Genomic DNA, 26,703 nt, shown 5'->3' with positions numbered 1-26,703 from the left:
CTTGGCGCCGCCTGACGCGGCGCCCTTTATTCCAGCCTTACAAGACGCCCCTGTATGAACAATGAAACCCTTTGTTTAATAAGACATTCATTCAGATTGGGCTCAGCTCCTGGGGGCTGGCTCCAGGCGAATAAGGCGGCCGTCGTCGGCGTCGGTGAGCAGGTAGAGGTAACCGTCAGGCCCTTGTTTTACGTCGCGAATGCGCTGGCCGATAGGCACCATCAGCATCCGCTCTTCGCCTGTGATGCGGTTGCCGTCCAGCTCCAGGCGCACCAGCTGCATGAATTTAAGGGAGCCGACAAACAAGTCTCCCTTCCAGTTGGGAAAACGGTCGCCGGTATAAAAGGCCATGCCGGAGGGGGCAATGGACGGCACCCAGGTGTGGATGGCCGGTTCCATGCCAGCTTTGGCGCTGCCCTCGCCGATTTTGCCGCCGCCGTATTCCTCACCCATGGTGACCACCGGCCAGCCGTAGTTCTTGCCGGCCCGGTCAATGTTCACCTCGTCGCCGCCCTGAGGGCCGTGCTCGTTGGTCCACAGCTCACCGGTACGGGGGTTGATGGCGGCGCCCTGCACGTTGCGGTGGCCATAAGACCAGATCTCGGGGCGCGCTCCCAGTTGGCCCACAAAGGGGTTGTCTTCGGGGATGGAGCCATTTGGCCAGATGCGCACCACCTTGCCCAGGTCGTTGGCCAGGTTTTGAGCTTGGTCGCGGGCGCTGTAGCGCTCTCCTAGGGTAATAAAGAGACTGCCGTCCGGGGCAAAAGCGAGCCGCGAGCCAAAGTGGGCGTAAGAGCTGAACTTGGGCACCTGGCTGAAAATCACCTTGAACTGAGTAAGGGTGTCGCCTTTGAGCCGGGCTCTTGCCACGGCGGTGGAGTTGGTGCCGCGTTGCTCTGAGGGCTCGGAATAAGAGAAGTACACCCAGCCCTGGCGGTAGGCCACATCCAGCAAGCCGCCCTGGCCGCCCACGGCGATGGCGGGCAGGCCCTTGACCGGCTCGCTGAGCTTGCCGCCCAGCTCCAAGATGCGCAGCTGGCCGCTGCGCTCGGTAATAAGGATGCGGCCATCGTCCATAAAGGCCATGCCCCAGGGGTGGTCCAGCCCTTGGGCCAGGGTTTGCACTTTCACCTCGGCCTGCTCGGTGGTCACCGCCAGCGCCGGGGTGGCCAGCAGCGCCAACCACAAATAAAAGAGGGGTTTCATGCCAGGCTCCTATTTCTGCTTTGTTTTCAGCCTAGTCCGGTTGTAGCAACCGGATAGTGCTAATCGATTAATGACATTTGGTATAGGCTGGAAAGCTCAGTATGGTGTGCACCTCCTTGGTTGGATCAGAGCCGTTATGATCTCAGAGAGCCGTTTTGTTCCCGCGCTGGGGCTGGCCAACAGCCACGCCCAAACCCTGTTCCCTACTCTCAATCGCTCCAAGCCCTGGGTGGCTACCCGTGGCGAGTGGCTCACCACCCCCGACGGCGATCAGCTGGGGCTGATGACCCCAAAACCTGTTGTGGACGACCCGGCCCGGCCCCTGGTGCTGGTGCTGCACGGCCTTGAGGGCTCGGTAAGCTCCCCTTATGTGCAAGGGCTGATGGAGGCGCTGCAAAAGGCCGATTTTCAGGTGGCGGTGATGCATTTTCGCGGCTGCGGCGGGGTGCCCAACAAGTTGCCACGGGCCTATCACAGCGGCGAAAGCGGCGACCCGCGCTGGCTGGCCGGGGTGCTCAAGGCTCGCTACCCCAACACGCCGCTGATGGCGGTGGGTTACTCATTGGGGGGCAATGTGCTGCTCAAATGGCTGGGCGAAGACGCCGGCCAAAGCCCACTGGCCGCGGCGGTGGCGGTGTCGGCGCCCATGGATTTACTGGCGTCGTCCAAACGCATTGGCAAGGGCTTGTCTCGGGTTTACCAGCGCCACCTGTTAAACTGCCTGGCCCGCAGCCTTCGCCAAAAGGCTACCGATCCGGCCCTGGCGATGGCCATGCCCGATGTCGCCGACAGCCGGTTGTTTCGTGATTTCGCCACCTTCGACCACGCCTTTACCGCGCCGCTGCACGGCTTTGAAAGTGGCCGCGATTACTACGCCCGCGCCTCCAGCAAGCCGCTGCTGGCCGGCATTTGCCAGCCGACCTTGATAATCCACGCCAAGGACGACCCCTTTATCAGCCACAGCGCCATTCCCACCGAGGCCGAGCTCAGCCCCAGCACCACCTTGGAACTCAGTGCCAAAGGCGGCCATGTGGGCTTTGTGAGCGGCAGCATCTGGCGGCCCAGCTATTACCTGGAGAGCCGCATTCCGGCCTTCTTGCAGCAGTTTCGCTAAGAAAAAAGCCCGCTTTCGCGGGCTTTGTCTTACTGGGTGGGGTTGATGGTCTTGGGCACCAGGTTGACCCTGATATTGCCCGAGGCCCCAGGGTAGTTGCTGTACACCTGGTTTTGCTCAAGGGTGTAGAAGGCGTCCAGGTAGTCGTCGTCGTTGGTAAACCAGCTGCTGGGCATGGCCTCGATGATCTGCTGGCCAAGCTGGGCAAAAGGCAGGGCCTCTGGCACGCCACCGGCAGAAAGGGCCTGGCCCAGTACCTGCACCAACAAGCTGGCCAGATCCTGGAAGTTGTAGTCTGAATCCTGCTCGAAGAACACCACGTCTGCCGCGCCCCACCGGTACCTGTCCCAGTACACCAGAATTTGGTTGGGGTAATAGGTTTTGTCTTCGTCGTCGAGATACGGCATGTCGACAATATCCACCTGGGGTTCGTCGGCGAAGGGGTCGATGCCCGCCACCACCGCAAAGACTTCGGCATTGCCCAAAAGCCAAGGCTCTTGCACATCGTTAGCGCGGATGGACTGCACCAAGGTGGTGGAAAGGGGCGCGGTGTCGGCGCTGATAACGGGGCTACTCAAGCCCGCGTCCACCAATGCCTGGCGCACCAGTTTCAGGCCGGCGCTTTGCGCCTTGTGGCCGTCTTGGCCCACCACAAATACCGGCCGGGCCGGCAGTTGGTGTACGTCCAGCATCTGGCTGCTGCCGTCGGCCGCAAAGGCTTCAATGGCGCTCCATTGCGACTCGTCGCCGTCTGGCACGTAGGCCACCAGCGGCGCGGCGCCTTTATCCAACGCCGCCTTCATGCTGGGATGCGCCAGGCGCACCTGCATCAGGCTGTCCACTTTGCCGGTCAGGCCGCGTTTGGCTTGTACCGCCAACTCGCGCTGCGCCGCCTCTGTGGCCAAGGCGTCAAGATGATGCTGCTTTATCAGGGTACCGAGGGGTACGGCATAATCCTTGGCCACCGTGGCGGGCTGCCATTGGCCAAGATCCCGGGCAAGGTCCAGGGCCAGTTGGCGGTCACTATTGGCGGCAAGGGCGGGGGCAGAGCACAGGCTCGCCACCAGGGTCAGTAACAGGGTTTTGTTCATCATTATCTCCATCTATCCGTGATGGGAGAGGGCCGGGCCAGCATGGCGGCCCGGCGAGAGACGATGAAGGGCAAAAAATATTGTGACGAAAAAGTTAATGCTTATTTTCTAAGCGATAACGTGGCCTGCATTACCGCTTCAGTGAGGGCCTGCAGCGGGCCGGCGTCCAGGCGGCGTTGGTGCCAATAGAGCCGCACCTTGATGCGATCTTTGGGGGTCAGCTCCACCACCTTGCCACTGTCGATGGCTTCCTGGGCCTGCCAAACCGGCACTAAGGTCCAGGCCAGGCCTTTGATGGCGGCGTCCACAAAGCTTTGGGCGGCCGGCATTGTGTGTACCGGGAAATCGCCGTCTTTAAGCTGCCAGGGATTTAAAAACTGCAACAGCAGGTGGTCGTGGTGGCCGTACACCATGGCGGTAGCAGCCTTGAACGCTTCGCTGGTGGGGCCATCCGGGAAGTAGTCGGCGGCATAGCTGGGGCTGGCGATGGCGGTATACGGCATGGTGCCAAGGAAGGTGGCGTTGCAGCCCTGCACCGCCTGGCCAAAGGCGCTGACCGCCGCCAGCACGTCGCCGTCTTTGAGCTTTTCGTGGGTGATGTCTTGGTCCATCACCAGCAGGTCCACCAGCAGTTTGTCCTTTACCTGCACCACCGCATCCAAAAACCAGGTGGCCAGGCTGTCGGCGTTAAGGGCGATGCGAATGCGGGGCCGCTCCTCATTAAGCTGCGGCAAGCGCGCCGCCAGTTCGGCCGACAACAGTTGCAGCTCTTGATAGTGGCGGTAGAGCACCTGGCCCAGCTCGGTCAGCCGGATCGGCTGGCTGCGCACCACCACCGGCCCCCCCAGCCGCTCCTCCAAGGCGCGAATGCGCAACGAGATGGAGCCTTGGGTCAGGTTGAGCCAGCGGGCGGCCTGTTCAAAGGAACCTTGTTCGACAACGGCGGCCAGGGCGGCCAGGTGTTTAGGGTCAAGCTGCATAATTTTATTTAATGACTTATTTGAATATATTTCTTTTTATAATACCGAAAGCCCCCTAGCCTTACATCCAGAATGTTTTTCTGGGTTTGTCGCATGTTTATTCTTGTCTTCACCAAGGGCCTGCTCACGGCCATGGGCCTTATTGTCGCCATAGGCGCGCAAAATACCTTTGTATTAAGCCAGGGCCTGCGCCGCGAGCACCATTGGCTGGTCGCATCGGTATGCACTTTCTTTGATCTGCTGTTTATCCTGCTGGGGGTGCTGGGGCTGGCGACCTTCCTGCAAAGCCTGCCGTGGTTGGTGGCCTTGTTGCAATACCTGGGCGCGGCGTACCTCTTGTACCTGGCCTGGCAGGCGGCCAAGCGTGTGAAAGACTTACATGGCCTGAGCGCCCTGCCCGAGCGGCGCCTGAGCCGGAAAAAAGCGCTGATGACAGCCCTTGCCGTGACCCTTGCCAACCCCCAGGTGTTTTTGGAAACCGCCTTTATCATCGGCACCCTGGCGGGCGACCAGGGCCCGGCCAAATGGGCCTTTGCCTTTGGCGCCATGACCACTTCCCTGCTCTGGTTTTACGGCCTGAGCCTGCTGGCCAGCCGCCTGGCACCGCTGCTGGCGCGGCCCCGGGCCTGGCAATGTATCGACGCCTTTACGGCGGTGCTGATGACCGCGCTTGCGCTGTCGCTGGTGCTCTAGCCCGGTGGTTGGCAGCGGCGGCATTCTTGCTACACTGGAGGGCCTGGCTTAACTGAGTAACTCCGATGATCGTGCCCTGGCAGGCGTTGGCAGCCGACACCCTCGACAACATCATTGAGCACTTCGTGCTCCGCGAGGGCACCGATTACGGCGGCCAGGAAGTCCCCCTGGCCCAGAAGGTGGCCCAGGTAAAAGCGCAGCTGGCCAGGGGCGAAGCGGTGCTGTTATGGTCAGAGCACCATGAAACCCTGAACATTGTCTCCAAGGATCAGGTTCCCCATGTCTAAGCGCCATCCCGTTATTGCGGTTACCGGCTCCAGCGGCGCCGGTACCACCACCACCAGCCTGGCTTTTCAGCACATCTTTGCCGCCGAAGGGGTTAACGCCGCCTTTGTAAACGGCGACGCCTTCCACCGTTATACCCGCCAGGAAATGCAAGCCGCCGTGCGCAAGGCCCGCGACGAAGGCCGCCACATCAGCCACTTTGGCGAAGAGTCCAACGACCTTGAGCGCCTGGAAAGGCTCTTTGCCCAATACGGCAAGCAAGGCACCGGTGACACCCGTAAATACCTGCACACCTTCGACGAAGCGGTGCCCCACAACCAGCTGCCCGGTACCTTCACCCCCTGGCAAAGCCTGCCGGAGAACACCGATTTGATGTTCTACGAAGGGCTGCACGGCGGCGTGAAGACCGACCACGTCGACGTGGCCCAGCATGTGGATCTGCTGGTGGGCATGGTGCCCATCGTCAACCTCGAGTGGATCCAGAAGATCATCCGCGACACCGAAGAGCGCGGCCACAGCCGCGAGAAGGTGCGCGAGTCCATCGTTCGCTCCATGGACGACTACTTCAACTTCATCACTCCGCAGTTCTCCCGCACCCATATCAACTTCCAGCGGGTGCCCATGGTGGATACCTCCAACCCCTTTTCCGCCAAGGCCATTCCCACCGCCGACGAAACCCTGGTGGTGGTGCGGTTTCGCAATATGCCGCAGGTGGATTTCCCCTACCTGTTGCAGATGATCCACGGCTCCTTCATCTCCCGCATGAATACCCTGGTGGTGCCCGGCGGCAAAATGGGCCTGGCCATGGAGCTTATCTTGCGCCCCATAGTGCGTAAGATCTTGGAGCAGCGTTATGCATGAAGAATGGATGGTGGAGGTGGATGACCGTGACCAGCCCCTCGGCCGGGTGCTGCGCAGCACCTTCCCCTTCGGCGAAAAGATTCACCGCACCACCTTTATCTTTGTGCTGAGCGACGACAACCAGCTTTGCGTACAGACCCGCGCCACCAGCAAGGGCTACTGCCCCGGCCTTCGAGATCTGGCCGCCGGCGGCGTGGTGGACTGGCAAGAAAGCTACCTTACCTGCGCCCAGCGGGAGCTGGCCGAAGAGCTGGGCCTTGAGGGCAAGCTGACGCTACTAGGTAAATTCCTCCATAAAAGCCAAGGCAACTACAGCTTTGGGGTGGCCTACGGCTGCCGCCACAACGGCCCGGTCAACCCGCAAGATGACGAAGTAACCAGCTTTCAATGGTTGGCGCTGGATGAAGTGCTGCAAAGCCCAGGCCCCGCCTTTACCCCCGACAGCCTCGACGCCTTTCACCGCTTTAAAGGATTTTTGCCCTACCTATGAACTGGCTTATCACGCACCAGCAAGACTTGAGCACGAGCGAGCTTTACGCCTGCCTTGCCCTTCGCACCGCCGTGTTTGTGGTGGAGCAAAACTGCCCCTACCAGGAAGTGGACGGCAGCGATCTCACCGGCGACACCTACCACCTGATGGCCTGGGAACACGGCAAGCTGCTGGCTTACCTTCGCATCCTCGACCCGGCGCTTAATCAAGGCCGGGTGATCATAGGCCGGGTCGTCACCGACGCTAGCGCCCGCGACCGCAAACTGGGCCACGCCATGATGGAACGGGCCCTGGCCTTTATCGCCGAGCGCTTCCCGGGTTTGACCATTAAGCTCGGGGCGCAGGCGCATTTGCAGGGGTTTTATGGGCGGTATGGGTTTGTGGCAGAAGGCGAGGAGTATCTAGAGGATGGGATACCGCATATTGATATGGTTAAGGAGGAATCATGTGGGATATCCCTGAGTTAAGAAAATATCTAGAGCTTCGTGGAGAACAGTTTAAACAGTGTATCGACTATCTTGAGTCGGTAGCGCGTACTATTGATATCTTTGAATATCATAAAATCGAAGCATTTAAAATCGTTAGCGAATTGGACTCAACAGAGCCTGAATCTATGATGGACTTTATCTTTGCCACTGGCATCGAAGAGCATAGATTAAGTCATAAAGTACTCATTGCTCAGGCTCATTTGCAAGCTGCACTACATAACTCTAGAGCGATGTATGACATTTTAGCTCAATTACTAAATGTCCTGTTAATTCCGAAGCCAAAAAAAATTCATGATTGTTATATCGGTAGAATTTATAATGAGCTACCAAATGGAAAAATGCAGGATGAGTTAAGTAGTATCTTGGATAGCAATGAGTACAAGTATGTCAATGGCTTTGTCAATACGATAAAACATCGCAACCTCATTCAATTACATCGCATTTTAGACTTTCAGGAAAGCAGAGCAGCAATAAGAATAAAATCGTTCTCCTTTTCTGGTAATTACTATGAACAATTGTGGGCAATCGATGCTTTACGTTATGCATTGGAAGTAAAAAACAGGTTGATTAAATTCGGTGAATTACTAAACCTAGAATATTGTATTGATAAAAAAATTAACTAAAACATTCCCTCCTATCCACTTTCTGATTTCCATATTGAACTAGCCGAATATAGCTGATGTGCCTTCGGCACCGCTTATTGCTTGCCGGTTCCCGCACCGGCGGGCGGGGTACTTTGTTTTACTCAGGCCATCCCTGGCCTTCGCCCTTCGGGCCATCGTCGCTATGCTCCGATGTTCAAAATCGTTCCTGACGATTTTGTCGCACAAAGTAGGCGGGGCCTCCCGGGCAAAAGCACCGCCCATGTTTACTCGGACCGTCCTTGGTCCTCGCCCTTCGGGCCATCGTCGCGGTGCTCCGATGTTCAAAATCGTTCCCGGCAATTTTGTCGCGATGTCTTCGCTTCTAGTCGTTCCCGGTTCACCGGTTCATACGCGCTCCCGGCACGTATTCACCTGCACCTAGGCGGCCCCTTCGCATCTTTGTCTCAGCTGCCCCTCCACGTCAGTTCGCGGACAAGCCGCTCTCGCTCACTAGCTAAAATCAGTCCTCCGGACTGATTTCTTAACGCGCTCGCCCTGCCAGCGAAGTGCTCCACTTAACGGGCTCCAGGGTTTCACCAGCAGTACCGGATATATTGAAAGGTCCGTCGCTTCGTTTCAGCGAAATAACGAAAAGACTTCCAAAGGAGCGCCGTTTACTCGACGCAACTTGTTTCGATATCAGAACGAAGTCAGTCGATCGGCAGATGAAGAGGATCGGATGGGATTGCTTTGGGGCCCCTTTAAGTGGAGCGCCTTACTGGCGGGAGCGGGAGCTGATGTGAGTCAGGGATGACGAACAAGCGGAAGACGCGCCTGGAGCGCGTGTGGAGCGGTCAGCGGCAAGCGACCAGAAGTAAGGACGTCGCGTAACGCCGGGGGGTCCTTCTTTGCTTACTTTCTTGGACAAGCAAGAAAGTAAGTCGCCCGCCGGGGCGAGTCCCGGCTGTTAAAACAACCTGAGGTGTATCCGAACTTAAGCCCCAAGAACAGATAACCATTAACCACAAATAACGACCATCCCCAACTTACTTAGTCAGGCAAGCAAACCAAGGTTACCGCTCCAGAGTAGATTACGACTCTGCCAGCGCCGCAGCAGTATCCTCAGATACCACCTTATCCTTCCGATGATCCCTGGCGATCAGCATATAAAGGCTGGGCACCACCCAGAGGGTAAAGAGGGTGCCAAGGGCCATGCCGCCCACCAGCACCAGGCCGATGGAGTTGCGGGCGGCAGCGCCGGGGCCGTCGACCAGGGTCAGGGGGAAGTGGCCGGCGACGGTGGCCACCGAGGTCATCAGCACCGGGCGCAACCGGGTCATGGCGGCGTCGTGGATGGCTTCCAGCTTATCCTTGCCCTGCTCTTGCAGCTTGTTGGCAAACTCGACAATCAAGATGCCGTTTTTGGCCACCAGCCCCACCAGGGTCACCAGCCCCACCTGAGCGTAGATATTGAGGGTGGTGGTCCAGCCGTTGGTCCAAAAGGGGATATCCGGGTTGGGCATTTTCAGCACCGTAAACAGTAAGGCGCCGAACATGGCCAGCGGCACCGAGCCCAGCAGGATCACCAATGGATCGCGAAAGGAATTAAACTGCACCGCCAGCACCAGGAAGATCATCAATATCGCCATACCCAGCGCCGGCAGGAATTTCCCCCCTTCGGTGCGCAGCTGCCGCGACTCGCCGGTGTAGTTGACGCTGTAATTGGGGGGCAATACCTCGGCCGCGGCTTTATCCAGGGCATTAAGGCCCTCGTCGAGGCGAGTGGTGAGGCCCGAGAGCTTGATGGCGTTCAGTTGCTGAAAGCGGTTAAGGCTGCGGGGCACTGTGCTGTTTTCGATATGGGCAAAGGTGCTTACCGGCACCAGCTGGCCAGCGGGGCCTGTGACATAAAGGCCCTCAAGCTGCTGAGGAGTAAGCCGTTCAGCCCGCACCAGCTGCGGTATCACCTTGTAGGCGCGGCCCTCGATATTGAAGCGGTTCACGTAATTGCCGCCCATGGCGGCGCCCAGATCCCGGCCCACATCGCGGTTGGTGAGCCCCATGGCCGCCAGCTTTTCGTGGTCCAGCACGATGCTGGCCTGGGGCTGGTCAATCTTCAAATCGATTTGCGGCGGGAAGTAAAAGAGCCCGCTTTCCATGGCCTTTTGCTGAAGCTGCTGGGCGTAGGCCAGCATCTGCTTGGGCTCGTCGGTGGAGAGCAGCAAAAACTCCACCGGGAAGTTGGAGCCCCCCGGCAGCGCCGGAGGCTGGGCGGCGAAAATTTGCATGCCGGGAATGTTGGACAGCCCCGCCTGCACCTCGGGCACTATTTCACGCACCGCGCGGCTGCGCTGGTTCCAGGGTTTGACCACCATGCCGGAAAAGCCCCCCACATCGAGGGCGGCGGCAAAGGGGTCTGAGGGGGAGAGCAGAATTTGAAAAGTGGCGTCGCACTCGGGGGTATCCAAAAACACCTGCTGGGCCGCCTCGCCGTAAAGGCGTTTTTGGTCGGCCGAGGCATTGGCGGCGTTGTAGAGAATGCCGAACATAAAGCCTTGATCTTCAAGGGGCGCTAGCTCCTTGGGCGAGAAGATATACATGGGCACCACCATCAGGCTAAGCCCGCCCCACAGCACATAGACGGCGCTGCGGCGCTTGAGCACAGCCCCGAGGGCCCGGCCATAACCGAGGCGCAGCCGGTCAAACTTGTGGTTCACCCAGCCGGTAAAGCCGCGCTCTTCCTTGTCGGCGCTTCGCAGCAATTTGGCGCTCATCATCGGCGATAAGGTCAGGGCGACGATGCCGGAGATGGTCACGGCGCCGGCCAGGGTCAGGGCAAATTCGCGGAACAAGGCGCCGGTCAGGCCCCCTTGCAGGCCGATAGGGGTGTAAACGGCGGCCAGGGTCAGGGTCATGGCGATCACCGGGCCCACCAGCTCCCGAGCTCCAATCAGCGCCGCCTCTTTTGGAGTGCGCCCTTCGCGAAGGTGGCGCTCGACGTTCTCCACCACCACTATGGCGTCGTCCACCACCAACCCCACCGACAGCACTATGGCCAGCAGGGTTAATAGGTTGAGGGTAAAGCCGAAGATCTGCATCAGGAACACGGCGCCAATCAAGGACACCGGTATTGCCACTATGGGCACCAGCACCGAGCGCACCGAGCCCAGGAACAGGAAAATCACGATGATAACGATGACCAAGGTGTCCAGCAGGGTGCCCAGCACCTCGTGAATGGCGCTGGAGATGTACTCGGAAGCGTCGTAGCCCACCAGGGCCGTCATGCCCGCCGGTAAGTCGGCCTGCAGAGCGGCCAAGTCTTCACGGACCCGTTTTATCACCGAGATGGTGTTGGAATTGGGCAGCGGGAATATGCCCATGAACACCGCCGTCTGGCCGTTGAAACTGGCCTGGGTGTCGTAATCTTCGGCGCCCAGCTCCACCTTGGCCACATCTTCGAGGCGCACTATGGTGTCGTTTTGCTGGCGCACCACCAGCTTTTTAAAGGCCTGGGCGGTGTGCAGGTCGGTGTTGGCAGTGAGGTAGGTTTGCACCAAGGCGCCCTTGGTCTGGCCCACCGCCGACAAAAAGTTGTTGGCGGCCAGGGCGTCAAACACCTGGGCCGGGCTGACGTTAAGGGCCGCCAGCTTTGCCGGCTCCAGCCACACCCTCATGGCATAGGTGCGGGCGCCGTAAATCTCCACCCGCTGCACCCCGGTCAGGGCCGACAGCCGCGGCTGCACCACCCGCACCAGGTAGTCGGTTATCTGGCTTTGCGACAAGGTCTTGGAGGCAAAGCTCAGGTAAGCGGCGGCAAATTCAGAATCAGCCGACTGCACGCTGATGGCCGGCAGCTCGGCCTCAGGCGGCAGCTGGTTGCGCACCTGGTTGACCTTGGCGGTGATGTCCGCCAGGGCCTTGGTGGTATCCACATTGAGCTTGAGCCGGGCTGTGACCATGGACAGCCCCAGCAGGCTTTTCGATTCCACGTAATCGATGCCGTCAGCCGAGGCGATGGCCCCTTCGATGGCGGTGGTGACAAAGCCCCGCACCACCTCGGCGCTGGCGCCAATATAGGGGGTGGCAACGGTAACAGAGGCGTTTTCACTGCGCGGATATTGGCGCACCGACAGCGAGTTGGCGGCCTGCAGCCCGGCGATGATGATGAGGATATTGACCACCAGGGCCAATACCGGGCGCGTAACGAACAGATCGGTGATGGCTTTCATGGCGGCGCTCAGGTGTTGTCGGGCTTGGGATCAAGCTGGAAGTGCGGGGCAAGACTGTTGTCCACCTCCACCGCCATCCCCGGGAACAGCTTGAACACCCCGGTGCTCACCACTTGCTGGCCGGCTTCAAGGCCCTTTTGCACCACCACAAAATCCCCCCGCTGCTCACCCAATTCCACCGGCTGTTGGCGAAGGCTGAGCTTGTCGCCAGCCTTTTCCACCACAAACACCGAATCGCCGTAAGCCCCCGGCTGCACGGCGGTGATGGGGATCAGCAGCACGGTTCGACTTTCTGCTTCCGCCAGGCTCACCGTCACATACATGCCGGGGCGCAGTTGGCCCTCGGGGTTGGCAAAGGTGGCCTGCACCCGCAGGTTGCGGGTGGCAGGGTCAAGGTCAGGGTTGAGGGCGCTCACCTTGCCGGTGAGTTGCTGGCCGCCGAAGGCGTCAATACCGGCGGTTACCGCCAGGCCATCGGCCAGCAGCGCCAGGTAGCGCTGGGGCAGGGAGAACTCCACATAGATGGGGTCCAAAGACTGCAACGACACCACAGTGCTGCCCTTGTCGAGGAACTGCCCCAGGCTCACCTGGCGAATACCCAGGCGCCCGGCAAAGGGGGCGCGTAGGATTTTCTTGTCGATAAGGGCCTGGATATAGGCCACCTGGGCCTGGGTTTGCTGCACCGTGGCCCGGGCCTGGTCCAGCTCCCCCTGGGAGATGTTGTGGCTGGTGATAAGCTCACGGGCCCGCTTTTCGGTCAGTTGTGCCAGGGCGGCGGCGGCCTGGGCTTCTTTCAGCTGGGCTTGTTCTACTTCGTCGTCCAGGTATAAAAGCGGCGCCCCGCTCGCCACTTCAGCGCCAGCGGTAAAGGCGATGGTTTTGACCCGGCCTTCGGCCTCTACCCTCAGCTGCGCCCCCTGCATGGCCACCACTGTGCCCACCGCCGGCAGCCGGTTACGCCACTGGCTTTGTTGCACCTCGGCCACATTGACCTTCTGGGGCGGCATCTGCATCTGGGCACCAGCCGCCGCCATGGCTTGAAATTGGCTGCCCTTTATCAGCACCAGCATTGCCGCCACCAGCAGTGCCAGCAGCAACCCCAAACCCGACCACAGGAATTTTCTCAGCATCGAATGCCCGCTCCCCACAGGCAACCTGACCGCACCTGGCATGTTGCCAAAGTGTAGCAGCGCCACAGATAAAGCCTTGGATAGCAAAAGCGCCCCGAAGGGCGCTTTTATCTCAGTGTGATCAGCAAGTTAGTGGCAGCAGCTTAGTGGCTGGACTCGAACTCGGCTTCCTGCTCGGCCAAGTGCAGCACTTCGCGCACCGTAAAGTCGGTACGGCCGGCAAAGAGGGCGCGGCCGAGCTGGCGGCGGCAGCTGTCCCAGGTGTGGCTGGACTCGCCGGTGATCTGCATGAAATCGCGCTTGTCGCAGAACAGGGCGTAAGCGAGATAACGGTGGTTGGGCAGCTTGCCTAAGGACTTTTTCAGCGCCCAGTCCACCTGGGCCGGGGTGTAGCTTGGCAAGGAAGAAAACTGCTTAACCAGCAGTTGCGGGGTAGCCCGTAACAGGCGACGGGCGCGCATGGATTGGAATATATCCCTGAGCATGATGACGTCCTTGTGTCGGTGTGGTTACTTGCGGCCGGGGCCGGCAAAAAACCAGATGATGAGTCCAATCAATGGCAACACCAGTATCAACAAGACCCACAGTAATTTCTCGACCGGTTTGGCGCCACTCTTTAGCACCTGCACTATGGCGTAGATATCGGCGATGAGAATAATAAGACCGATGATCCCTTTCATTGGCTCTCCTTCTGTGTGCCGTCTTTCCCAGTCTAGATCAGTGTCAGCACATGACCAGACTAAAATAACGCTTGTTTATCAATAAAAAAGCCCCGCTAAAAAGCGGGGCTTTTGGCTACAGGGTGCGCTTAGGAGCCAATCATGCCGCGCAGCACATGGTGCAAGATGCCGCCGCTCTTGAGGTACTCAAGCTCGGTGTTGGTATCCACCCGGGCAATCACCTCCTGCTCTACCTTGTCGCCGTTGGCGCGCTCGATAACCAGCGTCAAGGCAGCGCGAGGTTTGAGGGAGGCCAGGCCCAGCAGGCTGATTTTCTCGTCGCCGGTGAGCTTTAGGCTCTCTTTGGAGACCCCGTCGGGGAACTGCACCGGCAGCACGCCCATGCCCACCAGGTTGGAGCGGTGAATCCGCTCGAAGCTCTGGGCTACCACCGCTTTGATGCCTTGCAAGGTGGTGCCTTTGGCGGCCCAGTCGCGGCTAGAGCCGGTGCCGTATTCCTTACCGGCGATCACCACCAGCGGCGTGCCCTCTTGCTGGTAGCGCATGGCGGCATCATAGATGGCCAGCTGCTCGCCGGAGGGTATATGGCGGGTGTAACCCCCTTCAACGCCATCGAGCATCTGGTTTTTGATGCGGATGTTGGCGAAGGTGCCGCGCATCATCACCTCGTGGTTGCCGCGGCGCGAGCCGTAGGAGTTGAAATCCTTGGGCGCCACGCCGTGCTCTTGCAGGTAACGGCCGGCCGGGCTGTCGGCCTTGATGTTACCGGCCGGGGAGATGTGGTCGGTGGTGATGGAATCGCCAAACAGCGCCAGGATACGGGCACTTTCGATATCTTGGAGCGGTTTGACCGGCTCGGTGATGTGGTCGAAGTACGGCGGGTTCTGCACGTACGTGGAATCATTCGACCAGTTGTAGGTTTTGCCGGGGCTGACCTTGATGGCCTGCCAGTCGGCGTCACCTTCAAACACCTCGGCGTATTCCTTCTGGAACATGCCTTCGTCCACCAGCCGCACCACGGCTTGGATCTCGGCAGAGGTGGGCCAGATGTCCTTGAGGTACACCGGGTTGCCGTCCATGTCCTCGCCCAGGGGCTCGGATTGCAGGTCGATACGGGTGGTACCGGCCAGGGCAAAGGCCACCACCAGCGGCGGTGACGCCAGCCAGTTGGCTTTCACCAACGGGTGTACCCGGCCTTCGAAGTTGCGGTTACCGGACAACACCGAGCTGACCGTCAAATCCCCTTCTTCCACCGCCTTGCCAATGGCATCGGGCAGCGGGCCGGAGTTACCGATACAAGTGGTACAGCCATAACCCACCAGGTTGAAACCCAGTTCGTTCAGATATTGCTGCAAGTCGGCCTTGGCCAAGTAGTCGGTGACCACCTTGGAGCCGGGGGCCAGGGAGGATTTCACCCAGGGCTTGCGCTTGAGGCCCTTTTCCACCGCCTTTTTGGCCACTAGGCCGGCCGCCATCATCACGCTGGGGTTGGAGGTATTGGTACAGCTGGTAATGGCGGCAATCACCACGTCGCCGTGGCAAAGCTGGAAGCTCTCGCCGTCAACCGGTACTCGCTGGTCTTTGTCGACACCGGCAAGATCCAGCACGCCGTCGATGGCGCTGCCAAGCTCAGGCAGGGCAACCCGGTCTTGGGGGCGTTTGGGGCCGGCCAGGCTGGGCACTACGTCGTTCAAATCCAGCTCAAGGGAGTCGGTAAAGAACGGCTCGGGGGCGGCAGAATCGCGCCAGAAGCCGTTCTCTTTGGCGTAGCTTTCCACCAGTTTGATGGTGTGCGGGTCGCGACCAGAGAGCGCCATATAGCGAAGGGTTTCGCCGTCGATGGGGAAGAAGCCGCAGGTGGCGCCGTATTCCGGGGCCATGTTGGCAATGGTGGCGCGGTCGGCCAGGGGCAAGTCGTCGAGGCCCGGGCCGTAGAATTCCACAAACTTACCCACCACGCCTTTTTTACGCAGCATCTGGGTCACGGTCAGCACCAGGTCGGTGGCGGTCATGCCTTCCTTGAGCTTGCCCTTGAGGCGAAAACCGATGACTTCGGGGATGAGCATGGAGATAGGCTGGCCCAGCATGGCCGCTTCCGCCTCGATACCGCCCACGCCCCAGCCCAACACGCCTAAGCCGTTGATCATGGTGGTATGGGAGTCGGTGCCCACCAGGGTGTCGGGGTAGGCCATACCGTCCTGGCTCCACACCGCTTTACCCAGGTATTCGAGGTTCACCTGGTGGCAGATACCGGTGCCCGGCGGCACCACCCGGAAGTTGTCAAAGGCTTGCTGGCCCCAGCGCAGGAACTGGTAACGCTCCTGGTTACGCTCCATCTCGATGGCGACGTTTTCGGCAAAGGCCTGGGGGCTGGCGAAGGCGTCTACCATCACCGAGTGGTCGATAACGAGGTCTACAGCAGAAAGGGGGTTGATACGTTCAGGATCGCCACCAGCTTTGGCCATGGCATCGCGCATGGCGGCCAGGTCCACCACCGCCGGCACCCCGGTGAAATCCTGCATCAGCACCCGCGCCGGGCGGTATTGGATCTCACGGTCAGACCTTTTGGTCTTGAGCCAGTCGATAAGGGCGTGGATATCCTCGGTGGTGACAGTGTCACCGTCTTCGAAACGCAGGAGGTTTTCCAGCAACACCCGTAATGAAAACGGCAGTCTTGCTACCTCACCGAGGTCCTTGACTGCCGCCAGGCTGAAATAATCGTAGGACTTGCCGTCCACAACCAGGGATTTGCGGGCTTTAAAGCTGTCCTTTGATGCATTGGCATTACTCACAACATTGCTCCTTGACGCTTTTTTATCCTGTTCATCAATGCTAGCACCCTAACTAATTCAATAAAACAGTCAAACTTAATGGCAGTTAATCGGATAGTCCGAATGTCGCTGGTTCGGTTAATGGCGGGTGCTGTTTTGGAAAATAACCCAGGCTGAAAATGTAGAGCGTTAATAACAACAGCGTTATCAAAAGGATAGAAAGCAGGAAAAGCGGTATGAAAAGTAACAGCCAGCTGTCGACAGGCTGAACTGAAATGGCAAAATCATATTTCGTTAAGGCTTTTCACGCTTAAGTACCGGGCGCCCCTGGCTGCCTTAACGCCGCTATCAGGTCACCCCTGGTGGCGCGGCGCCAAAGGGCCTCGCAAAAGGTTAACCTGTTGAATCAAATAATTTTTTCATAATCACATCTGAAGGTTCCTGACATGATTTCTTTCTCTTCCAAAAAGTCCCTTTCCGTTCTCAGTGCCGCTCTGCTGCTGGGCAGCCTCTCCGTCAGCGCCCAAGCCGCCTCCCTTAGCGCCAAAGTGGGCGCCTACCCTGGCACCAGCCAGACCGTTACCGGCAAGGTAAAAGTGAGTTTCCACGACGGCCGCACCATGGTCCATTACGACCTCAAGGGCCTGGCCCCTGTGACCAACGGCGGCCTGCATATTCACGTGGGTAAAACCTGTGACGACGCCGAAAAAGTAGGCGGCCACTACTTCTCCCCCACCACCGCCGGTGATTACTGGAAGAGCGGGCTGTGGTCTGCCGACAGCAAGGGTGAAGCCATCGGCTCCTTCGCTGTGGTATCTGACCTCGGTTACAAAGACGACAAAGGCCACGCCATCGTGGTTCACGGCCCCGACGGCGCTCGTATCGGCTGCGGCATCTTGAAATAAGCGGCGATAACGCCAAAGACAACCCGCTTCACGGCGGGTTTTTTATGGGCGAAAAACAGGCAAAAAAAAACGGCGGCTTCGGCTCAAGAAGGACAACATGCCGAAAACCGCCGTAAGACTAAAGTCACGAGGAAGTGGGGTCTCCCCCACTTCGAGCATCATCTGCGGGACGAATTCACACGCAAAGAGTGCTGATGATTAAGCGCCCTGACCCATCTAAAACATCGTGCGTACAGTCTGGATTTTTAGAGCTGTCCAGACATCAGCTGAGCAACCAGCGAAGGCCGTAGGCCACAACCGACAGCGCCACAACGCTGCCCAGATAAAGGCCAACAAACCAAAACCATTTTTGCTTGAGCATCAGTAACCCTCCTCGAAGTCATGCACCTTGCCACGGAAGATCCGGTAGCCCCAGAAGGTGTAAGCCAGAATGAGCGGCACAAAGATAAGCGCCCCGGGCAGCATGAACTTGAGGCTGTGGGCAGGAGCCGCCGCCTCAAAGAGATTCAAGCGCCCCGGCACCAGTTCCGGGAACAAGCCCACCACCAGGCCGATAAAGCCCATCACAAAGAGCGCCACGGCACAGAAAAACGGCGCCACTTCCGAGTGCTTGAGGCTTTTGAGCAGTGCAAAGGCCAGCACTGCGGTAATAAAGGGAATGGGCCACAGCCAGCCGATGTTCTCCAGCCAGCGGCTGTGTACCGACGGCACCGCCGCAAAGTTCCACAGGCTCACCGCCAACATGGCCAGCACCACCGCCGCCAGCAGCGGCTTGACCAGAGCCTTGGCCTTGCTTTGCAGCTCCCCTGAGGTTTTCACCACCAGGTAGGTGGCGCCCAGCAGGGCGTAACCCGCCATCACCGCAAAGGCGGTCAGCACGCTAAAGGGGCTAAGCAGCACTTCGCCGCCGGACTGCACCAGGCTGCCCAGCATCAGGCCCTGGCAGAACGCGGCTACCGAGGAGCCCAGGCCAAAGGCGAGATCCCACCATTGGCGCGAGCTATGGGCCTTGAAGCGGTATTCAAAGGCGATGCCCCGGAAAATCAGCGCCACCAGCATCAGGCAGATGGGCAAATACAAAGTGGGCAGCAAGGTGGCGTAGGCCGCCGGGAAGGCGCCCATCAAAATCACGCCGCCAAACACCAGCCAGGTTTCGTTGCCGTCCCAGACGTGGGAGACCGAGCGCATCATCATGTCGCGGTCGTGCTGCTCGTGCAGGGCCGGGTAGAGGATACCCAGGCCCAGGTCAAAGCCGTCCAGCACCACATACATCAGGATGGCAAAACCCAGCAGCAGGAAATAAAAGAGTTCCATCAGAAGCCCTCCTTCTTGAGCTCACGTACCCAGTTCAGGGCATAGCCGGGGGCCTGCATGCCCACCAGTTGGCTTTCGAGCTTGGCCATATCCGGCGGGCCCTTGCGGATAAGCTTGCGGTAGAAGTGCAAGAAGGCCGCCAACAACACCAGGTAAGTCACCACGAACAGGGCCAGGGTCAGCGCTACCCGCTCGGCAGGAAGCTTGGACACCACCTGCTCGGTGCGCACCAGGCCATAGACCAGCCAGGGTTGGCGGCCAATTTCCACCACCCACCAGCCGGCGATAGTGGCAATCAGGCCAGCCGGGGTCATGCACACCAGCAGGCGCAGCAGCCACTTGTCTTGCCACAGCTTGCCGCCACGGCGCCGCCAGTTGGCCCAGAACGCCACCAGCACCATCAGCACACCCAAGCCCACCATCACCCGAAAGCTGAAGAACACCGGGGTAACGGGGGGGCGGTCTTGTGGCGCAAAGGCTTTAAGGCCAGTTACTTCGCCGTCAAGGCTGTGGGTGAGGATGATGGAGGCGAGATACGGCACTTCCACTTCCAGATGGTTGGTCTCGGCCTTTTCATCGGGAATGGCAAAAAGGCGCAGGCCGGGGCTTTTCTCAACCTTGTCCCAGATGCCTTCCATCGCCGCCAGCTTGGCCGGTTGGTGCTCTTTGACCACAAGGCCGTGCTCGTCGCCGACAAAAGCCTGCAACGGCGCCAGCACCAGGATGAACCATAAGGTCATGGACAAGCCGCGCTTGGCAAACTCGCGGTCGTAACCTTTAAGGAGGTACCAGGCGCTGATGCCCGCCACCAGGAAGCTGGCGGTGAGGAAGGTGGCCAGCAGCATGTGCACCAGGCGCAGCGGGAAGCTGGGGTTGAAAATCACCTTGAACCAGTCCACCGGTACGTACTGGCCGTTCACGAATTCATAGCCCGCCGGGGTTTGCATCCAGGAGTTGGCGGCCAGGATCCAGAACGCCGAGAGCAAGGTGCCCAGGGCCACAATCAGGGTTGCAAAAAAGTGCAGCCGCTCGCCGACCCGTTGCCAGCCAAACAGCATTACCCCCAAAAAGCCCGCTTCCAGGAAGAAGGCGGTCAGCACCTCGTAGGTCATCAGTGGGCCCAGCACCGGGCCGACCAGATGGGAAAATTCACTGAAGTTGGTACCGAACTCGTAAGACAGCACGATACCGGTCACCACCCCGGAGCCAAAAGTGATGGCAAAGGGTTTGATCCAGAACTTGGCCAATTGCAGGTAGCGGGGATTGCGGGTTTTCAACCACAAGCCTTCCCAGGTGGCGATCAGCACCGCCAGACCTATGGTCATGGTGGGGAACAGAATATGAAAGCTCACGGTCCAGGCGAACTGGATCCGCGACAGCAGCGCGGCATCCATGGTTTACCTCCGCAACCAGCGGCTGACCACCCAAGGCGATGCCGCTAGGGCGACGGATGCAACAACGAACAGCAGGTCGGGGAAAAATTGGCTCATGGTCTACTCCTTGCTAAGGACTGCGTGCCAACTTTTGCAAAAGCCGCGCCAACTGCGCCAACCCTTGATTTATATCAATTTCAGGGGCTAAGCTGCCGGCAATTCGTCAACGACGTTGACGATAACAACGAGGTAACTGTCAACGATGTTTACACCCGAGCTGGTGCTGGTGTTTGAAGTGGCCATGGGTGCCACCCTGCTCAGCGGCTTGGCCACTGCCCTGTGGCTGTGGCGCCAGACCGACTTGCGCCCTCTGGCCGGGTTTGTCACCGTGATGGGGCTGTGGTGCCTTGGCCATTTGCTAAGTCCCTATTCGAGCCTGCTGGCGCTGCCGCTGCTGCTGGCCAACCCCTTCATGCCCAATGCCTTTTTGCACTTTGCCCTGGGTTACCTCACCACCACCCCGGCCCGAAAGCAGCACCTGCTGCGCCTAAGCTACGGCACCAGCACCTTTATCTTTTTGTGCAGCCTGCTGGGGGGCGCCAGCATTCAGCCCTGGCCGCCCTTCAGCGGCTTTATCCACTTGCATCCTCTGGGCTGGCTGAACCTGGGTTGGACGGTGTTTTTGGGGATTTGCGCCCACGGGGTGCTGCTCAAAGCCTGGGGCGAGCAAAAAAGCACGGTGCGCCGCTCCATCCTCGCCATCTTTATGGTGGGGGGCTGGGGCTTGCTGCTGGCATCGAGCTTCGTGTTTCCGTCTCTGGATATCGACTACTTCCCTTACTCGATGCTGGCGCTGCCAAGCTACGTGCTGCTACTGGTGTTCGCGGTGCTGCGTTATCGGATGCTGGAGGTCAATCTCTGGGCCAGCCGCATCCTTATCGCCCTGGGCCTGGCGCTGGTGGCAGGGGTGCTCTCGGCGCTGGCCGCCAGCCTCGGCTTTACCCGCTCGGGCTTGCTGCTGTGGATTTACTCGTTGCTGACCTTAGGGGCCAGCGCCCTGCTCTACCCCATGTTGAGCCGTTGGGTGCGCCAGCTCATTTACCCCGGCGCCCGCCTTGACGAGCAACTGCTGGGCCGCTGGCGTGACCAACTGGGCACCACCAGCGACTGGCAGGGCCTGATGCAGGGCGCCGAGGCACTGCTCCAAGAAGACCTTGGCCTTGCCATCAGCGTTAGCCAGCAAAGCGCCGCCGGCCCCCATATTCATTGCTACCGCCAGGGCCCCATGTGGCAGGCAGAAGTGATGGGGGGGCAGGAACTGCTGCCAGCCCAGCACCTGCAAGTGGAGGTGTTTGCCTCCTTGCTGGCCAGCGCCTGCGACAACCTCGAGCGCACCCTGGCGCTCGCTGAAGAAGAAAAGCGCCGCCTCGACCAGCAGCACCTGGTAGAGCTGGGGGAACTCTCGGCGGCCATGGCCCACGAGCTTAGAAACCCCCTTAATATCATCGCCATGGCCTCGGCCCGCACCGAAGAAAAAACCCGCCGCCACATTCAGGACCAACTGACTCGCGCCGACCGCCTGATCCAGGATTTGCTCTCCTACGGCGGCAACGTGACCGTCGATAAGCAAGCCGTAACCTTGCTGGCTCTGGTGCAAAGCCTACCCCAGGCCGCCGGAGTGGAACTCAAGGTACCCCAGGCGCTGGTGCTGAGCGCCGACCCTCACCGCCTGACCCAGGTGCTGGTAAACCTCTTGGAAAACGCCCGCGCCTTTGCCCAGCACATCTGCCTTGAGGCCGAGGGCAACCGGGTGTTCATCCACAACGACGGCCCGCCGGTCCCCGCCGAGCTTGCCGACAAACTGTTCCGGCCCTTTGTGTCCAAACGCCCCGGCGGCTCAGGCCTGGGCCTTGCCATAGTGCAGCGCATCATGAAGGCCCACGGCGGCAGCGTCAGGCTGCGCACCGATCTCGGTTGGCCCACCACCTTTGAACTGGAGTTTCCCCTATGACCGGCCGCATCCTGCTGGTGGACGACGAAGTCGCCTTTTGTGAACTGGCCAGCGCCTGGCTCGAAGAAGACGGCTACCAGGTCAAAAGTGCCCACAACCTGGACCAGGCCCGCAGCCAGTTGGCGAGCTTCGACGCCGACCTCATCCTGCTGGATTTGGCGCTACCGCCCCAGATGGACCCCAGCCACACCCTCGAAGCCCTGCCAAGCCTGGGTGACAGGCCCATTATCATCCTCACCGGCCATGCCGAGCGGCAACTGGCCCTTAACGCCATGGCCCGTGGCGCCTGGGACTTTTTGTCCAAACCGGTGGACCCGGACATGCTGGCGGTGGTTATTCGCCGGGCGCTCACCAAGCAGAACCTGACCCGCGAACTCGGCCGCCTCAAACAAGCCGGCCAGGGCCCTCTGGACGAGCTGGTGGGCAACGGCCAGGCCATGGGCAACCTCAAGGCCCTTATTCAGCGCATCGCCCCCACCGATGTGCCGGTGCTGGTAACCGGCCCCTCCGGCACCGGTAAAGAGATGGTCAGCCGCGCCCTGCATAAATTGTCACGCCGGGCCGAGGGGCCTTTTATCTCGGTGCACTGCGGCGCCATTCCGGCCGAGCTTTTGGAGAGCGAGCTGTTCGGTTACAAAAAGGGCGCCTTTACCGGCGCCGACAAAGACAGGCCGGGCCTATTGGCCATGGCCGACGGCGGCACCCTGTTTTTGGATGAAATTGGCGACATGCCGCTGTCGATGCAGGTGAAATTGCTGCGGGTGCTGCAAGAAGGCACCTTCTACCCGGTGGGCGGGCGCGAGCAGCAGAGCATCGACGTGCGGGTGGTATCGGCCACCAATGCCGACCTGCAACACCGGGTGGCGGACGGCCGCTTTCGTGAAGATCTTTACTACCGTATCAAGGGGGTTAACCTGCAAACCCCGGCCCTGGACGACAGGCCGGAAGACCTGCCGCTTTTGTGCGAAAGCCTGTTGGCCGGCTGGTGCCGACGAAGCGGCCGCAGCCTGCGCCTTTCCTCTTCGGCGCGTCAATGGTTTTTGGGGCGCAGCTGGCCCGGTAACGTGCGGGAGCTGAAAAACACCCTCGAATCAGTGGCGGCCATCAGCCAGGGCCAAGTAATTGGGCTGGACGACATCGCCCTGCTCTACCCCACAGACGCCACCGCCGAGCCTCAAGGCGACAGCCTCGAAGAACAGGTGCGGGCCCTTGAAATTCGCCTTATCAGCCAAGCCCTTGGCCAGCAGCAGGGCAACCGCTCCGCCGCCGCCCGCCAATTGGGGCTGTCGCGCCAGGGATTGCTGAAAAAACTGGAACGCTACGGCTTGGAATAACGGTGGGGGGTAGATCTCAAAATACTGACAGGCATATAATTGACGTGTCATTTATTTAACTCGTCATCGATATGAATGCCAATCATCAGGTACTGGGCAGCCTTATCGCCCAAGTCAGCCGCCAATGGCGCCAGACCCTCGACAAGAAACTGCAACCTTTCGGCCTGACCCAGGCCACCTGGCTGCCCCTGTGGTACATAGCCAGGGCCAGTGAACCGCTGCGCCAAAAAGACCTGGCCAAACTGCTGGCAGTAGACGGCTCGGCGCTGGTGCGCATCCTCGACACCCTGGAGAAGCAGCAGCTTATCACCCGCCAGGAAGGCCAGGACCGCCGGGTAAAAACCCTGCACCTGACCGACCAAGGCCAGGCCATTTCCGAGCAAGTCAACCGGGTCGGTAATGAAGTGCGCCAGCAGGTACTGGGCCCTATCGATGACAAAGACTTGGACACCACCCTAGCCGTGCTGCAAGGGCTCTTGGTCAGCTTGGGTGCCCTGGAACAGGAGCCGAAGTCGTGAGCAGTACCCCCCGCCGCATTACCCCCAAAACCTGGCTCTTTGTGATTGCCGCCCTGGTGGTGGCCGCCGCCGTAGTGCTGTGGCTGACCAGCCGCGCCGGCAAGGTCCACGAAACCGACGCCCGTATCGAAGGCGAGATGATTAACCTGGCCAGCCGCCTCGACGGCTGGGTGATGGCCCGCCCTGTCACCGAAGGCGATACCATCCACAAAGGCGAGCTGTTGGCGCAAATCGACGACCGCAACACCAAGCTGGAACTGAGCGACATCAACGCCCAAATCGGCGCCGGTGAGCTGACCGTCAGCCAGTTGCAGGCCCAAAAAGCGCTGACCGACAGCCAAAACAGCGCCGCCCTCGACGAAGCCCGTGCCAACCTGCAAGCGGCCCAGGCGAGCCTCGACACCAGCCAGCATCAGCTGACCCTGGCCAAGAGCACCTTTAAACGTACCGACGAGCTGCTGAAAAAAGGGCTATCCAACCACCAACAATGGGACGACGACCACACCCAACTGCTGCAAGCCGAAGACCAGCACCAACAAGCCCAGGCCAATCTTGGCGCGGCCCAGGCCAAGCTCGCCAGGGCTCAGGCCACCCTTGGCCAAACAGCGGTGCTGAACCAGCAAATCCAGGTGCAGCAGCAACAGATCCAGGCCTTAAAGGCCCAGGCTGCCCAGACCCAGCAAAGCATCAATGACCTGAGCCTTCGTTCCCCGGTCGATGGGGTGGTGGATAAAACCTTGATTGAAAAGGGCGACTACGCCCAGGCCGGGCAATGGCTGATGCTGGTACACGACCCGGCCCAGATTTGGATTGAGGCCAACGTCAAAGAGACCAAGATTGGCCAGGTTAAACTGGGCCAGAGCGTGGATATCAGTGTCGATGCCTACCCCGACGCCCATTTCACCGGCACCGTCACCCGCATCGGCAACAGCGCCACCAACCAGTTTGCGCTGCTGCCAAGCCCCAACCCGTCCGGCAACTTCACCAAGATCACCCAGCGGGTGCCGGTGCGGATCCGCTTTGACCAAACCGATCCCCGCCTCAAGCCCGGCTTGATGGTGGAGGTGGATATCCATGTCGGTTCTTGAAAGCTACGGGGTCCGCTTCGGGCCCTGGTATCGGTGGCTGGCCACCGGCACCGTGATGATGGGTACCATCGCCACCACTGCCACCGCCACCATTGTTAACGTCGCCCTGACCGACATCATGGGCGCCTTCGGCATGGGGTCTGACCAAATCCAGTGGCTGTCCACCGGCTTTCTGGCCGCCATGACTGCCACCATGCTGATGACCGCCTGGGCCCTCGACCACCTGGGTTACCGGGCCACTTTTGCCGGCGCCATGGCGCTTTTTATCTTCGGCTCGATACTGGGGGCCGCCAGCACCGGCAGTGACACCGTTATCCTGGCCAGGGTCATTCAGGGGGCGGCCTCAGGAATAGTGCAGCCCATGGCGATGGTGGTGATGTCGCAGGTGTTTCCCGCCGAGCAGCGCGGTAAGGCCATGGGCATTTACGGGGTCGGTATCGTGCTGGCACCGGCCCTTGGGCCGACAGTGGGCGGCATTTTGGTGGACCAATACAGCTGGCGCGACGTGTTCCTGGTAGTGGTGCCCTTTTGCCTTATCGGCCTGCTGGCCGCCAATGTGCTCTTTCCCGGCAAGCACCAAGACCACCACAAACCCCATGTGCCCTTTGACCTGTTAGGCTTTTTGCTGCTTTGCAGCGGCCTGACCGCACTGCTGGCCGGGCTCTCCAATGGCCAGCGCCACGGCTGGGATTCTGACTTCATCTTGGGCTGCTTTGCGCTGTCGCTGCTGGCTACCGCGCTTTTTATCTGGTGGGAGCTGCGCTGCCCGCACCCGCTGCTGCATTTGCGGGTATTTCGGGTCGGGCCTTTTGTGGCGGCCTGCCTGGTGGCCTTTGCCCTTGGCGCCGGCATTTACGGCTCCACCTACATCATTCCGCTTTTCCTGCAAACGGTGCAGGGCTACACCCCCACCCGCTCGGGGCTGCTGATGATGCCGGCGGGGCTGATCCTCGCCCTGGTGTTTCCCATCGCCGGGCAACTGAGCGACAAGGTCCGGCCCCAGTGGCCGGTGATGGCGGGGCTGGCTATCTTCGGGCTGTCTTGCTGGCTGTCACGTAAGGTGGATATCGACACCGCTTTTTGGCAGATGGCGCTGTGGGTACTGATTGGCCGCATCGGCCTGGGGTTGATGTTGCCGGCGCTGAACGCCGGCGGCCTTCGCACCCTGCCCCCGGAGCTGCTGGCCCAAGGGGCCGGCAGCCTCAACTTTATCCGCCAACTGGGCGGCGCCTTTGGAGTAAACCTGCTGTCGGTGCTGGTGGACAGGCGCACCTTTTTACACTCCGACGCCCTGGCCCAAACCTTGACCCCGGCCAACCCCGCCTTTGCCGAAGAAGTGCGGCGCCTGGGGCTGTTCTTCGGCCATTGGGGCAACCCCTTTGGCGAAACTCTGTCGCTGAAGGTGAACCCCGGCATTATGGAATACATGCAGCAGGTGGTGCTGCCCAAGGCGCGGCTGCTGGCCTATCAAGACGGTTTTTTGATCGTCGCCATCGTGTTCTTCCTGGCGGTGATCCCGGCCTGGATGATGGGTCAAAAGTCCAAGGCCTAAATTACG

23 protein-coding genes are annotated in these 26,703 nt (G+C 60.0%); 13 read left to right on the top strand and 10 right to left on the bottom strand.

Features of this window, described 5'->3' with window-relative positions:
* Window positions 1-102: 102 nt before the first annotated feature.
* Window positions 103-1,206, bottom strand: a complete 1,104-nt coding sequence (locus AC22G1_RS02085; RefSeq protein WP_487315301.1) for a PQQ-dependent sugar dehydrogenase — start codon at window positions 1,204-1,206, stop codon at window positions 103-105.
* Window positions 1,207-1,342: 136 nt separating this feature from the next.
* Between AC22G1_RS02085 and AC22G1_RS02080 the strand changes: the two genes are divergently transcribed.
* On the top strand, window positions 1,343-2,320 hold the full coding sequence (locus AC22G1_RS02080) for a hydrolase (protein ID WP_487315300.1): 978 nt from the start codon (window positions 1,343-1,345) through the stop codon (window positions 2,318-2,320).
* A 29-nt stretch (window positions 2,321-2,349) separates the two neighbouring features.
* Here AC22G1_RS02080 and AC22G1_RS02075 read toward each other — a convergent pair whose 3' ends face one another.
* Window positions 2,350-3,411: a DUF3103 family protein gene (locus tag AC22G1_RS02075; RefSeq protein ID WP_487315299.1), complete on the bottom strand. Its 1,062-nt coding sequence runs from the start codon at window positions 3,409-3,411 to the stop codon at window positions 2,350-2,352.
* Between the two features lie 101 nt (window positions 3,412-3,512).
* Window positions 3,513-4,391 (bottom strand): LysR family transcriptional regulator ArgP, encoded by an 879-nt coding sequence (locus AC22G1_RS02070; RefSeq protein ID WP_487315298.1) that lies wholly within the window; start codon window positions 4,389-4,391, stop codon window positions 3,513-3,515.
* A 93-nt stretch (window positions 4,392-4,484) separates the two neighbouring features.
* Between AC22G1_RS02070 and AC22G1_RS02065 the strand changes: the two genes are divergently transcribed.
* The 6 genes from AC22G1_RS02065 to AC22G1_RS02040 all read left to right on the top strand — a co-directional run bounded on the left by AC22G1_RS02065 (window position 4,485) and on the right by AC22G1_RS02040 (window position 7,831).
* Window positions 4,485-5,084: a LysE/ArgO family amino acid transporter gene (locus tag AC22G1_RS02065; protein ID WP_487315297.1), complete on the top strand. Its 600-nt coding sequence runs from the start codon at window positions 4,485-4,487 to the stop codon at window positions 5,082-5,084.
* Window positions 5,085-5,149: 65 nt separating this feature from the next.
* The gene (locus AC22G1_RS02060) at window positions 5,150-5,371 is read left to right on the top strand and encodes a YheU family protein (RefSeq protein ID WP_487315296.1); all 222 of its coding nucleotides are present in this window, start codon (window positions 5,150-5,152) and stop codon (window positions 5,369-5,371) included.
* Window positions 5,364-6,230 (top strand): phosphoribulokinase, encoded by an 867-nt coding sequence (locus AC22G1_RS02055; protein ID WP_487315295.1) that lies wholly within the window; start codon window positions 5,364-5,366, stop codon window positions 6,228-6,230. Before AC22G1_RS02060 ends, AC22G1_RS02055 begins: the two co-directional genes overlap by 8 nt.
* A complete protein-coding gene (locus tag AC22G1_RS02050; protein ID WP_487315294.1) occupies window positions 6,223-6,720 on the top strand; it encodes an NUDIX domain-containing protein in 498 nt (165 codons plus the stop codon). The genes AC22G1_RS02055 and AC22G1_RS02050 overlap by 8 nt, the downstream gene beginning before the upstream one ends.
* Entirely contained in the window at window positions 6,717-7,187 is a 471-nt protein-coding gene (locus tag AC22G1_RS02045) for a GNAT family N-acetyltransferase (protein WP_487315293.1), read from the top strand. Before AC22G1_RS02050 ends, AC22G1_RS02045 begins: the two co-directional genes overlap by 4 nt.
* A complete protein-coding gene (locus AC22G1_RS02040) occupies window positions 7,166-7,831 on the top strand; it encodes a hypothetical protein (RefSeq protein WP_487315292.1) in 666 nt (221 codons plus the stop codon). The genes AC22G1_RS02045 and AC22G1_RS02040 overlap by 22 nt, the downstream gene beginning before the upstream one ends.
* A 1,052-nt stretch (window positions 7,832-8,883) precedes the next feature.
* Here the strand turns inward: AC22G1_RS02040 and AC22G1_RS02035 are convergent.
* The 5 genes from AC22G1_RS02035 to acnA form a co-directional block, all read right to left on the bottom strand.
* Window positions 8,884-12,021, bottom strand: a complete 3,138-nt coding sequence (locus tag AC22G1_RS02035; protein WP_487315291.1) for an efflux RND transporter permease subunit — start codon at window positions 12,019-12,021, stop codon at window positions 8,884-8,886.
* An 8-nt stretch (window positions 12,022-12,029) separates the two neighbouring features.
* Complete coding sequence (locus tag AC22G1_RS02030) at window positions 12,030-13,151, bottom strand: efflux RND transporter periplasmic adaptor subunit (protein ID WP_487315290.1); 1,122 nt, start codon at window positions 13,149-13,151, stop codon at window positions 12,030-12,032.
* 143 nt (window positions 13,152-13,294) lie between these two features.
* A complete protein-coding gene (locus tag AC22G1_RS02025) occupies window positions 13,295-13,636 on the bottom strand; it encodes a DUF6559 family protein (RefSeq protein WP_050659255.1) in 342 nt (113 codons plus the stop codon).
* A 24-nt stretch (window positions 13,637-13,660) separates the two neighbouring features.
* Complete coding sequence (locus AC22G1_RS02020; RefSeq protein ID WP_083445885.1) at window positions 13,661-13,831, bottom strand: PLDc N-terminal domain-containing protein; 171 nt, start codon at window positions 13,829-13,831, stop codon at window positions 13,661-13,663.
* Window positions 13,832-13,959: 128 nt separating this feature from the next.
* Window positions 13,960-16,623 (bottom strand): aconitate hydratase AcnA, encoded by a 2,664-nt coding sequence (acnA, locus tag AC22G1_RS02015; protein ID WP_487315289.1) that lies wholly within the window; start codon window positions 16,621-16,623, stop codon window positions 13,960-13,962.
* Window positions 16,624-17,048: 425 nt separating this feature from the next.
* Between acnA and AC22G1_RS02010 the strand changes: the two genes are divergently transcribed.
* Window positions 17,049-17,507 (top strand): hypothetical protein, encoded by a 459-nt coding sequence (locus AC22G1_RS02010; RefSeq protein ID WP_487315288.1) that lies wholly within the window; start codon window positions 17,049-17,051, stop codon window positions 17,505-17,507.
* A gap of 360 nt (window positions 17,508-17,867) precedes the next feature.
* On the opposite strand, the gene AC22G1_RS02005 is transcribed toward AC22G1_RS02010, so the two are convergent.
* Together AC22G1_RS02005 and AC22G1_RS02000 are read right to left on the bottom strand one after the other, a co-directional pair.
* The gene (locus AC22G1_RS02005) at window positions 17,868-18,821 is read right to left on the bottom strand and encodes a cytochrome d ubiquinol oxidase subunit II (protein WP_487315287.1); all 954 of its coding nucleotides are present in this window, start codon (window positions 18,819-18,821) and stop codon (window positions 17,868-17,870) included.
* Window positions 18,821-20,215: a cytochrome ubiquinol oxidase subunit I gene (locus AC22G1_RS02000; protein WP_487315286.1), complete on the bottom strand. Its 1,395-nt coding sequence runs from the start codon at window positions 20,213-20,215 to the stop codon at window positions 18,821-18,823. Before AC22G1_RS02000 ends, AC22G1_RS02005 begins: the two co-directional genes overlap by 1 nt.
* 241 nt (window positions 20,216-20,456) lie before the next feature.
* Here AC22G1_RS02000 and AC22G1_RS01995 point away from each other — a divergent pair, with 241 nt between their 5' ends.
* From AC22G1_RS01995 to AC22G1_RS01975, 5 genes are all read left to right on the top strand, one after another.
* Window positions 20,457-22,205 carry a sensor histidine kinase gene (locus tag AC22G1_RS01995; RefSeq protein ID WP_487315285.1) on the top strand — a complete coding sequence of 583 codons (1,749 nt, stop codon included), beginning with the start codon at window positions 20,457-20,459 and terminating at the stop codon, window positions 22,203-22,205.
* Complete coding sequence (locus tag AC22G1_RS01990) at window positions 22,202-23,539, top strand: sigma-54-dependent transcriptional regulator (protein ID WP_487315284.1); 1,338 nt, start codon at window positions 22,202-22,204, stop codon at window positions 23,537-23,539. The genes AC22G1_RS01995 and AC22G1_RS01990 overlap by 4 nt, the downstream gene beginning before the upstream one ends.
* A gap of 71 nt (window positions 23,540-23,610) precedes the next feature.
* Window positions 23,611-24,057 (top strand): MarR family winged helix-turn-helix transcriptional regulator, encoded by a 447-nt coding sequence (locus tag AC22G1_RS01985; RefSeq protein ID WP_487315283.1) that lies wholly within the window; start codon window positions 23,611-23,613, stop codon window positions 24,055-24,057.
* Window positions 24,054-25,145, top strand: coding sequence for an HlyD family secretion protein (locus tag AC22G1_RS01980; RefSeq protein ID WP_487315282.1), 1,092 nt, complete (start codon window positions 24,054-24,056; stop codon window positions 25,143-25,145). The genes AC22G1_RS01985 and AC22G1_RS01980 overlap by 4 nt, the downstream gene beginning before the upstream one ends.
* The gene (locus AC22G1_RS01975; protein ID WP_487315281.1) at window positions 25,132-26,697 is read left to right on the top strand and encodes a DHA2 family efflux MFS transporter permease subunit; all 1,566 of its coding nucleotides are present in this window, start codon (window positions 25,132-25,134) and stop codon (window positions 26,695-26,697) included. The genes AC22G1_RS01980 and AC22G1_RS01975 overlap by 14 nt, the downstream gene beginning before the upstream one ends.
* The last annotated feature ends 6 nt before the right edge of the window (window positions 26,698-26,703 follow it).

Source organism: Gallaecimonas zhanjiangensis, from assembly GCF_057624825.1.
This window is presented reverse-complemented; position numbering and strand designations above follow the sequence as displayed.

Excerpts from the sequence above, each read along its gene's own strand:
- AC22G1_RS02040 (WP_487315292.1), top strand. The coding sequence starts at position 7,166 with ATGTGGGATATCCCTGAGTTAAGAAAATATCTAGAGCTTCGTGGAGAA.
- AC22G1_RS02075 (WP_487315299.1), bottom strand. The coding sequence starts at position 3,411 with ATGAACAAAACCCTGTTACTGACCCTGGTGGCGAGCCTGTGCTCTGCC.
- AC22G1_RS02050 (WP_487315294.1), top strand. The coding sequence starts at position 6,223 with ATGCATGAAGAATGGATGGTGGAGGTGGATGACCGTGACCAGCCCCTC.
- AC22G1_RS02085 (WP_487315301.1), bottom strand. The coding sequence starts at position 1,206 with ATGAAACCCCTCTTTTATTTGTGGTTGGCGCTGCTGGCCACCCCGGCG.
- AC22G1_RS01990 (WP_487315284.1), top strand. The coding sequence starts at position 22,202 with ATGACCGGCCGCATCCTGCTGGTGGACGACGAAGTCGCCTTTTGTGAA.
- AC22G1_RS02045 (WP_487315293.1), top strand. The coding sequence starts at position 6,717 with ATGAACTGGCTTATCACGCACCAGCAAGACTTGAGCACGAGCGAGCTT.
- AC22G1_RS02025 (WP_050659255.1), bottom strand. The coding sequence starts at position 13,636 with ATGCTCAGGGATATATTCCAATCCATGCGCGCCCGTCGCCTGTTACGG.
- AC22G1_RS02080 (WP_487315300.1), top strand. The coding sequence starts at position 1,343 with ATGATCTCAGAGAGCCGTTTTGTTCCCGCGCTGGGGCTGGCCAACAGC.
- AC22G1_RS02055 (WP_487315295.1), top strand. The coding sequence starts at position 5,364 with ATGTCTAAGCGCCATCCCGTTATTGCGGTTACCGGCTCCAGCGGCGCC.
- AC22G1_RS01995 (WP_487315285.1), top strand. The coding sequence starts at position 20,457 with ATGTTTACACCCGAGCTGGTGCTGGTGTTTGAAGTGGCCATGGGTGCC.
- AC22G1_RS02020 (WP_083445885.1), bottom strand. The coding sequence starts at position 13,831 with ATGAAAGGGATCATCGGTCTTATTATTCTCATCGCCGATATCTACGCC.
- AC22G1_RS02000 (WP_487315286.1), bottom strand. The coding sequence starts at position 20,215 with ATGGATGCCGCGCTGCTGTCGCGGATCCAGTTCGCCTGGACCGTGAGC.
- AC22G1_RS02005 (WP_487315287.1), bottom strand. The coding sequence starts at position 18,821 with ATGGAACTCTTTTATTTCCTGCTGCTGGGTTTTGCCATCCTGATGTAT.
- AC22G1_RS02070 (WP_487315298.1), bottom strand. The coding sequence starts at position 4,391 with ATGCAGCTTGACCCTAAACACCTGGCCGCCCTGGCCGCCGTTGTCGAA.
- AC22G1_RS02010 (WP_487315288.1), top strand. The coding sequence starts at position 17,049 with ATGATTTCTTTCTCTTCCAAAAAGTCCCTTTCCGTTCTCAGTGCCGCT.
- AC22G1_RS02060 (WP_487315296.1), top strand. The coding sequence starts at position 5,150 with ATGATCGTGCCCTGGCAGGCGTTGGCAGCCGACACCCTCGACAACATC.
- AC22G1_RS02030 (WP_487315290.1), bottom strand. The coding sequence starts at position 13,151 with ATGCTGAGAAAATTCCTGTGGTCGGGTTTGGGGTTGCTGCTGGCACTG.
- AC22G1_RS01975 (WP_487315281.1), top strand. The coding sequence starts at position 25,132 with ATGTCGGTTCTTGAAAGCTACGGGGTCCGCTTCGGGCCCTGGTATCGG.
- AC22G1_RS01985 (WP_487315283.1), top strand. The coding sequence starts at position 23,611 with ATGAATGCCAATCATCAGGTACTGGGCAGCCTTATCGCCCAAGTCAGC.
- AC22G1_RS02035 (WP_487315291.1), bottom strand. The coding sequence starts at position 12,021 with ATGAAAGCCATCACCGATCTGTTCGTTACGCGCCCGGTATTGGCCCTG.
- AC22G1_RS02065 (WP_487315297.1), top strand. The coding sequence starts at position 4,485 with ATGTTTATTCTTGTCTTCACCAAGGGCCTGCTCACGGCCATGGGCCTT.